This is a genomic window from Mycobacterium sp. UM_Kg27 (genome assembly GCF_000972905.1).
In the GTDB taxonomy this organism is placed as follows: Bacteria; Actinomycetota; Actinomycetes; order Mycobacteriales; family Mycobacteriaceae; genus Mycobacterium.
On the sequence record NZ_JRMM01000173.1, the window covers coordinates 1 to 7,758 of the forward strand.

Genomic DNA, 7,758 nt, shown 5'->3' on the forward strand with positions numbered 1-7,758 from the left:
TTGCCACGACGAGCGTCAATGACAGCCTTCTTATGCTTCGTGGTAGCCCACTTGGAATGGCCACTCATCGATTGCCCTACCTCACTGTTTCTGATGAAAAGTTCGCCCGGTGAGTCTACGCGGGCGCCTCGGAATTGCCTGCAAACATCGTCGCGAAAACAACCGATGCGCGATCTCACCCAACTGCACCCGCTGCGCGCGACGTCGCGGCCGCTGATTCCGCTCAAAAGGATTCCAGCCTGGCCTCAAGGTCCGATGGGCGTAGCCAGTCATTGGCCCGCTTGGTCGGGATGCGAGTGGCCGCCGGCCATCGCAAGAGTCATTCTGCCGCCGCCGTCATCGGTCGACGAGACGATGCGAAGCGGACACGGCGACTCGTCCGCGCCGGAGCCCGATGCGGGAGAACTTCCCGGATCTTCACCATCGGCGTGGCAATTGCCTTGGAGCACTGTGGATTAGGCACCCCACGCAAGCCGATCCCGGCCTGACTCATGATCTCAGCGCCGCCCAGGCTCCATGGTGCACGGCGCCGCGGCAGACGGTCGGCATAGCGGACCTCATCGGTGGATCCAGGCCACTCATATCGCCGCCGAAGCCCCTGGGAAAGCTGGTGTAACCGTTTGCTCAACGCCCCGCCTCGCGGCGATATCCCGCTTCGCGCCCGGCCCGATCTGCGGGCCGGAATGCGACCGGTTGCGGCAAGCTGAGCAACCACTGCATCATCGCCCCGGCGCCCGTGGGCGGCCTAACCGTCATGGCGTCTGCGCACGAACACCGCGGAGAATTATGGATAACCGGTTTTTCCCTTTGGTCGTCGTGACGGCCATGCTCGCACTGGGAATGACCCTCACCGTCGCCGACTTCAGGCGGGCCGCCGCATTGAAGCGCCCGCTCGCGGTCGCACTGATCAGCCAGGCAATCGTGCTGCCGACCGTCTGCCTGCTGATCGCCGAAGCGTTCAGCCTTCCGCCGAAGCTCGCGGTGGGACTCATGCTGATATCGGCGGTACCCGGCGGTCTGTTGGCCAATGTCTTCAGCCACTTGGTCAATGGCGACCTGGCGCTCAATCTCACGCTTACCGCGATCAACGCGGTGCTCTCCATCGCCTCCCTACCGGCGATCCTGGCATTCTCGACCGCCTGGTTCACCGGCGAGGGAAGGAGTATCCCGCTGCAGCTGGACAAGTTCGTCGCAGTGGTCGGTCTCGTGCTCATTCCCACTGCCATCGGCGTGGCCATTCGCGAACGTTTCCCCGAGCTGGCTCGCCGTTTGAAGCGGCCAGTCCGGGTCGCCGCGGCCACGCTGCTGGTCGCGATCTCCATAGCGGCGATCGCCGGAGGGCAGTCGACACTGCTCAGCAACCTCGGCGCCCTCACCGGCGCCATCGTGTCCTTCGCCACCATCAGCTTGGCCATCGGCTATCTCGTGCCGCGGTGGATGAAACTTGCTCCGCGGCAGGCGATTGCCATCAGCTTGGAAATCGGGATGCACAACGCGATGGTGGCCACGGCGATAGCGCTGAGCCCACAGCTGCTCGACAGCGCCGAAATCGGCACCGTCCCGGCGCTGTACGGCGTAATCGCACCGGTTATCGCGCTGCTGCTCGTCGCCACCGTCCGTCGCTTCGACCCTGCTTACCGCTCGGACCGCCAGTCCGGCGCCCCTGAGCTGACAGCGCAGGCGCTGTCGTCCACGCCCGGCGATGATGCGTGCCCGGCGTCAGAAGCGGTGGCGAACTAGGCCGCCTCAAGGGCGCGAGCGCCGCATGGTCAGCCGAATTCCCTTCCGCACCGTGCGATCCGCAATGGCGCTCCAGAATCTTCTCGACAAACGTAGTCACTTGACTACCCGCGGTTCGTAATGAAAGGCGACACCGAGATGAGCCAACCCCAGCGCCCACCACAGGACGCGCCCAATGTCGTGGTGATTCTGCTCGACGACCTCGGGTTCGCCCAGTTCGGCTGCTACGGATCGGATATCTCGACGCCGACCATCGATCGCCTGGCGTCCGGAGGACTGCGCTACAACCGGTTTCACGTGACCGCCCTGTGCTCGCCGACTCGGGCGGCACTGTTGACCGGGCGCAACCACCACGCGGTCGGCATGGGTTTCCTGGCAGATCTACCCACCACGCATCCCGGCTACAGCGCGCACATTCCACGCTCGGCGGCAACGCTGCCACGGATTCTGCGGGACTCAGGCTGGAGCACGCTGGCGACCGGGAAATGGCATCTGGTGCCACGCGGGGAGCGTGGTGGCGCAGGGCCGTTCAGCCAGTGGCCGCTGGGGTTGGGATTCGAGCGGTACTACGGGTTTCTGCGCGGCGATGCCAATCAGTGGGCGCCGGAACTGGATCGCGACAATTCGTTCGTCGAGCCACCGGCTCGGCCGGATGAGGGCTACCACTTGACCGAAGACCTCGCCGATGAAGCGATCCGGATGGTGCTGAGTCAACAGGCCAGCGCCCCAGGCAAGCCGTTCTTCCTGTATTTCACGCCGGGCGCCATGCATTCACCGCACCACGTGGAACGCTCCTGGGCAGATGCCTACGCGGGCAAATTCGACGCCGGATGGGATTCCTGGCGCGACGACTTGTTCGCTCGGCAGGTGAAATCTGGGGTCGTCCCGGCCAGTACGACCTTGACGCCACGGCCGCCATGGGTGCCGGCCTGGGAGGACCTGAGTGCCGACGAGCGCCGGCTGTACGCCCGGATGCACGAGGTATACGCCGGCTTCCTCAGCCATACCGACGCACAGATCGGCCGGTTGGTCGACACCCTTGAGCGCATCGGAGTACTCGATAACACCCTGATTCTGTTGATGTCCGACAACGGCGCCAGCGCCGAAGGCGGCGTGTCGGGCACGGTCAATGAGCACCGGTTCACCCATCGCGTGCGCGATGACCTCACCGAGAACCTGGAGCAGCTCGACGAGTGGGGCGGACCGCGCACCTATCCGCACTACGCGTGGGGTTGGGCGTGGGCTGGCAACACACCGTTTCGGCTGTGGAAGCGCTACACGTGGCTCGGAGGCACCCGGGTGCCGTTTATCGCGCACTGGCCCAGAACGATTCGTGAGGGCGGTGGGGTTCGGGGGCAGTTCGCCCACGCGATCGACGTCCTGCCGACGGTGCTCGACGCGTGCGGAGTCTCCGCCCCGGAGTTTGTGGACGGCATTGCACAGCAGCCCATCCAGGGCGCCAGCCTGCTGCCCTCCTTCACCGATCCCGGAGCACCCAATCCGCGTTCCGTGCAGTACTTCGAGATGATGGGTTCCCGGGCCATCTTCGCCGACGGCTGGAAAGCCACCACCGATCACGTTCCAGTCGGCGTGATGGACGAGGACCTGTTACTCACGGGCAGCCGCGACTTCGAGAGCGACCACTGGGCACTGTTCCGCCTCGACGAGGACTTCTCCGAGTCGCACGACCTCGCCGCGGACCATCCGGAGATCATCGAACAGCTCAAGGAGCAGTGGGCGAACGAAGCGGCAGCGAACAACGTTCTGCCACTGCTGGACTCACTCATCGGCCGACTGTCCGCTGCGGCATCGCCGCAGTATCCGGTCGGCCTGGAGGTCACGCTGTACCCGCAGGCCGGACCGGTGCTCGATGAAGCGCTGCCGATGCTGGCCGGCGGAGGTCACATCCTGGCCGACGTGGAGGTCGCACCGGACACGCCCCGTGGTGTGCTGTTCGCCATCGGCGACCGCAACGGCGGGTTGGCCGCCTACGTCGTCGACGGCAGCCTGAACGTCGCGGTGGCGTTGCCCAGCGGACCGCTGCACCTGCGTTGCGAGCAGCGACTGCCCTCCGGGCGCCACCTCGTCGGTTGCGTACTGCGGCTGGTGTCCGGCGGTGTCGCCGTCGACGCCGTCGTGGACAACACCGTCATCGCAAGCACGACGACTGAACATTCGCTGCCGTTCATCTGGCAGCACGGTGGCACGCACCTCACCCTCGGCTACGACCGAGGCTTACCGGTCTCCGATGACTACCAGCCGCCGTTTGCCTGGAATGGCTCGCTGCATGCGGTCCATGTGCAGGCCGGGCAAGCCGAACTCGACCAGATCGACGCCCTGCGCATCGCCCTGCAGTCCGATTAGTCGCCGGCGAAGGCGAACTGGAAGCCGCTGAGGATTGCGTGCTTTTCACTCACGTAGTCCGGGGTACCGGGGTAGAAGGACTGAACGGTGACCACGGCAGCCCAGAGCTTGTCGGCGCTGTCCCGGCCCGCCACGATCAGGCAGGTTGCCTCGTGATCGGGCAGGCCCATGTCGTAGGTAAGCGTCGCGGCGGGGTAGCCGCAAACAGTGCTGGGGACGCGGTCAACAACGACGCCGATCTTGGATAACCCCGCGATCTCCCAATCGATTGCTTCCTGTGCAGTTCTGACTGCCCCGGTGAGGTTCTCCAGTGTCACAACGGCGTTCGGCTGGTTACGGTGGGCTTCAATGCCCGGGCCCTTCATCACCGCCCGAACTGCCGGCGGTCTCGGTGCGGGGTCCAAGGCCCAGCCGGGCGGTCGGGGCAGCGCCAGCCTGGGCTCGTCGGCAGTGCGGTGATCGAGTTCGGCGAGCGGCACCGCGCTGGGGCTGCATCTGCTCGACAACGAGCTGCCAAACGCCTCGCTCTCGAAGGGATGAGATGACTCGGGCTCATGGCCGCGGCGACTCACGATCAGGGCAGCGGCGATCAGGGCAGCGGCGATCAGGGCAATGGCCATAACGAGGGCGGCGGCAGCAATGGCCACTGGAAGCCATGGGCGTGCAGGCCGGTTGGCAGCGTCACTTGCCGGCTGCTCTGACGGATCCTCGAAGATCGGCCCTTGGCTGCCGGGTGTTTGGCTGTCCATCGGCAAAGAATAGCCATCCCCGGTTGCCTCCGGGCCAGGGCCGACCGGCTAGGTGGCCGCCGGCGGTATCGCGCGGTGGCACGCTTAAGTGGGGAATGCAGCCGTAGCGAACAGTGCACCTTTCTCGGTGATTCGGCTTCGGCATTCGGATTAAAAGGGCGAAGTCACCGAGGCATTCGACGGCCCGCCGCGGTCAAGGTCAGCTGCTGTTCAGCTCACGGTGACATCGGCCGGTGAACGCCGGTTGGTGCTGCTGGGCCAGCGGAGCCGTGTCAGCCAGTCGCGGGCCAGGACGGTATGGCCGTCGAGGCGTTGCACCGATGACGGGTGCAGGACCGCCAGCGACGCTCGTTGGACTCCTGGTTGCGGACTCAATCCGGGCAGCGGTCCACCAGCCACGGGCTGGGCGCCGGTGCGGAATGCGGTCGCGAACGCCAGCGTCTGATCGTCGCCGGAGCCGGCGATCTCCAGGGCCGTCCAGGTTTCTGGTGCCGGGTAGGACCAGACCTTCGCGAGCAGGTCCGGCAGGTCGTGTCCGGGTGTAAGCCGGTATGCGGCAAGGTAATCTCCGCTATCCTGCACGATCCCGTGCCAGGTCTCGCGCGAACCCGCCGAGTCGAGCCGTGGAATGTTGTCGGGCGCGACGACGCTGGCCGCCCAGCCGGATTCACGGAGGTGGTCGGCGAGTCGGCGTGCCACCACCGCGGCAGTCTTGTCCAACGGGATCTCTGCCGAACGTGCTTGCAGCGCAGCGAGATTGTCGACGGCGGAGAAGGTCAGACCGATCCACGTGGTCCGCTCCCGTGCGCCGGCCTGGTCTCCGACGTCACGGCTGGTGACCCGGATGGTGTCGGCCCGCAGGCCGTAACGGTCCAGGTAGCGGGCGATCAGCGGCAGCGGAAGCACATCGGTGTCTTCCTGCGGCGCCGCGACGTTCAGCAGCGCGGTGACCCGCGGGTCCGTGGCGGTTCTGCGGGCTCGGCGTTCCCCGTGCTTGCCGCGGTTGAGCGCCACTCGGCGCCGCAGCAGCGTGGTCAGGGGTAACCCGCGCCAACGCGTCACCAAGACGGCAGCGACGGCGACGCCGATGCCCAGTACCCAACGCTCGCGGGTCGCGTGCCAGGGGTAGGCGGCAGCCACGGCCACCGCAGCGAAAAGCACCGCGGCGATTCGGCCGGTGCCGGGCCAGGATGGCTGGTGGGTACTCACAGGGCGGTCTCCTTTCTCCGGCGTGCCGCGATCGCGGTGGCGCCGACGGCCAATCCCAGCGCCGCTGCGCCGCCCGAGGCGACGAGCTGCGGCGTGTAGTTCTTCGGTTCCGGTTGCGGAGGCGGAACCGCCCGCTTCACCGGCTCCGCGGCCGGGACAGATCCGATGGGTAACTGCCAGGTCAGTGCGGCCACCGGGTCCAGGGCTCCGGCACCGAGGATGTTCGACGGGGCCCGGGCGGTGTTGCGCGCGGTTGCGGTGAGTCGGTGGATCACCTGCGCCGCGCTCAGTTCCGGATACCGGCTGCGAACCAGCGCTGCGACGCCGGCCACGTAGCCGGATGCGTAGCCGGTACCGCTGAGCGGGACCAGTTTCTGTCTGGCGCCGAGCAGTGCGTTGGCCAGGCCACCGTCATCGCGGTTGCTCACCGACACGATGTTCTCGCCCGGTGCTGCGACCCCGACCCACGGTCCTGCCGTTGTGAATTTCGAGGGCTGACCGTTGGGCGCCAACGATGCCACCGACAGCACATAGGGCTGCCAGGACGACGGGATCGATACCGACCCAACGGTCCCCCAACTGCGCGGGTCGCCGGGTCGGCTCAGGTCGGTCAGCGGGTTGGACTGGCAACCGGTTCCACCGCCGAACGACCCGGTGGCGCCACTGTCGCCGGCAGCAGCGATCACGACGGCGTCTTTGTCTACCGCCGCATAGCGAATGGCCGCGCCGAGTTCGGACTGGTCGACGGGGCGGTCGGCGGGCACGCAGTGCACTGCCGAGACGGTTATCACCCGTGCACCGAGGTCCGCGGCGTGCACGATCGCCCGGCTCAGGGCCGCCACAGTGAAGGCCGCCTGCGCCGACTCCGGATCACCGCTGGAGGTTGCCGGTGTGATCTTTGCGGACGTGGCACGCAAGGACAGCAGCCGGGCCGCCGGCGCCACGCCGGCAAACCCGTCGTCACCGGGCTGACCGGCAATGAGCCCGGCGATCAGCGTTCCGTGCCCGTCGCAGTCGGTCAGGCCGTCGGTGGTGCCGATGTAGTCGCCCCCGGGTTCGACGGCAGGCAGGCGCGGGCCGGGCCGCACCCCGGTGTCGATGACGGCCACGGTCTGGCCGTCGCCGCGAGAGAACTGCCATGCCGCAGCAAGATCGATCTGCCGTTGCGCGGCAGGGGGTTCCGTGAGATCGGTGCCGGCGATGATCTCGGTAGTGCCGCACTCGCTGTTCTGCTGGGTGGCCTGCACCGGCCCTGGAGTCCCGCTGGGCGGCACGACACCGGCGTCAACGGTCGGCGGGTTGATCGCCAAGACCGGCGGGGATGTCCACAACGCCACGGCCAAGACCCCGGCGGCACCGCCGAGCCGGATCACCTTGGAGTACCCGGGAGCCGGGCCGGTTCGGGAACGGCTCATCGATCGAGAACCCAGGCGAAAATACCGAGCAGGTAGGCGATTACCGGTATCAGCGATGCGTCCAGGCCCGAAGCAAGGAAACCGGCCAGCCGGCGCACCGGCAACGAATAGCTGTGCGGATCGGCGATTGCCGGAACCGTGGAGGCCAGCACCCATATCGACACCAAGCCGGCGAGCACCGCGACCGCGATCGGGTCTGCTGCACGGATAGGTGACATCTGAGTTGGCTTGCCTTGCGGGGTGGGCTGGAAGGATGTCATTGTGCCCAGGCCTTATCCGAA

General features: G+C 66.9%; 6 protein-coding genes and 1 pseudogene. 2 read left to right on the forward strand and 5 right to left on the reverse strand.

Translation table 11 applies throughout. The features are described from left to right. The coding region (locus LI94_RS24695; RefSeq protein ID WP_239651145.1) for a hypothetical protein at positions 1–68 on the reverse strand (68 nt) is incomplete at its 3' end. 718 nt (positions 69–786) lie between these two features. Between LI94_RS24695 and LI94_RS19315 the strand changes: the two genes are divergently transcribed. Continuing rightward, positions 787–1,740 carry a bile acid:sodium symporter gene (locus LI94_RS19315; protein WP_024443844.1) on the forward strand — a complete coding sequence of 318 codons (954 nt, stop codon included), beginning with the start codon at positions 787–789 and terminating at the stop codon, positions 1,738–1,740. 138 nt (positions 1,741–1,878) lie between these two features. Then, positions 1,879–4,104: an arylsulfatase gene (locus tag LI94_RS19320; RefSeq protein ID WP_082105822.1), complete on the forward strand. Its 2,226-nt coding sequence runs from the start codon at positions 1,879–1,881 to the stop codon at positions 4,102–4,104. On the opposite strand, the gene LI94_RS19325 is transcribed toward LI94_RS19320, so the two are convergent. The 4 genes and pseudogenes from LI94_RS19325 to LI94_RS19340 form a co-directional block, all read right to left on the reverse strand. Further along, on the reverse strand, positions 4,101–4,853 hold the full coding sequence (locus LI94_RS19325) for an LpqN/LpqT family lipoprotein (protein WP_082105820.1): 753 nt from the start codon (positions 4,851–4,853) through the stop codon (positions 4,101–4,103). The genes LI94_RS19320 and LI94_RS19325 overlap by 4 nt on opposite strands. A gap of 210 nt (positions 4,854–5,063) precedes the next feature. Then, positions 5,064–6,062 (reverse strand): type VII secretion protein EccE, encoded by a 999-nt coding sequence (gene eccE, locus LI94_RS19330; RefSeq protein WP_046302210.1) that lies wholly within the window; start codon positions 6,060–6,062, stop codon positions 5,064–5,066. Further along, the gene (gene mycP / locus LI94_RS19335; protein ID WP_082105821.1) at positions 6,059–7,477 is read right to left on the reverse strand and encodes a type VII secretion-associated serine protease mycosin; all 1,419 of its coding nucleotides are present in this window, start codon (positions 7,475–7,477) and stop codon (positions 6,059–6,061) included. Before mycP ends, eccE begins: the two co-directional genes overlap by 4 nt. Then, positions 7,474–7,665 (reverse strand): annotated as a pseudogene (locus LI94_RS19340) (type VII secretion integral membrane protein EccD); the annotation flags it as partial. The pseudogene LI94_RS19340 and the gene mycP, both read right to left, overlap by 4 nt. Positions 7,666–7,758: the final 93 nt, after the last annotated feature.

Excerpts from the sequence above, each read along its gene's own strand:
- LI94_RS19315 (WP_024443844.1), top strand. The coding sequence starts at position 787 with ATGGATAACCGGTTTTTCCCTTTGGTCGTCGTGACGGCCATGCTCGCA.
- LI94_RS19325 (WP_082105820.1), bottom strand. The coding sequence starts at position 4,853 with ATGGACAGCCAAACACCCGGCAGCCAAGGGCCGATCTTCGAGGATCCG.
- LI94_RS19320 (WP_082105822.1), top strand. The coding sequence starts at position 1,879 with ATGAGCCAACCCCAGCGCCCACCACAGGACGCGCCCAATGTCGTGGTG.
- mycP (WP_082105821.1), bottom strand. The coding sequence starts at position 7,477 with ATGAGCCGTTCCCGAACCGGCCCGGCTCCCGGGTACTCCAAGGTGATC.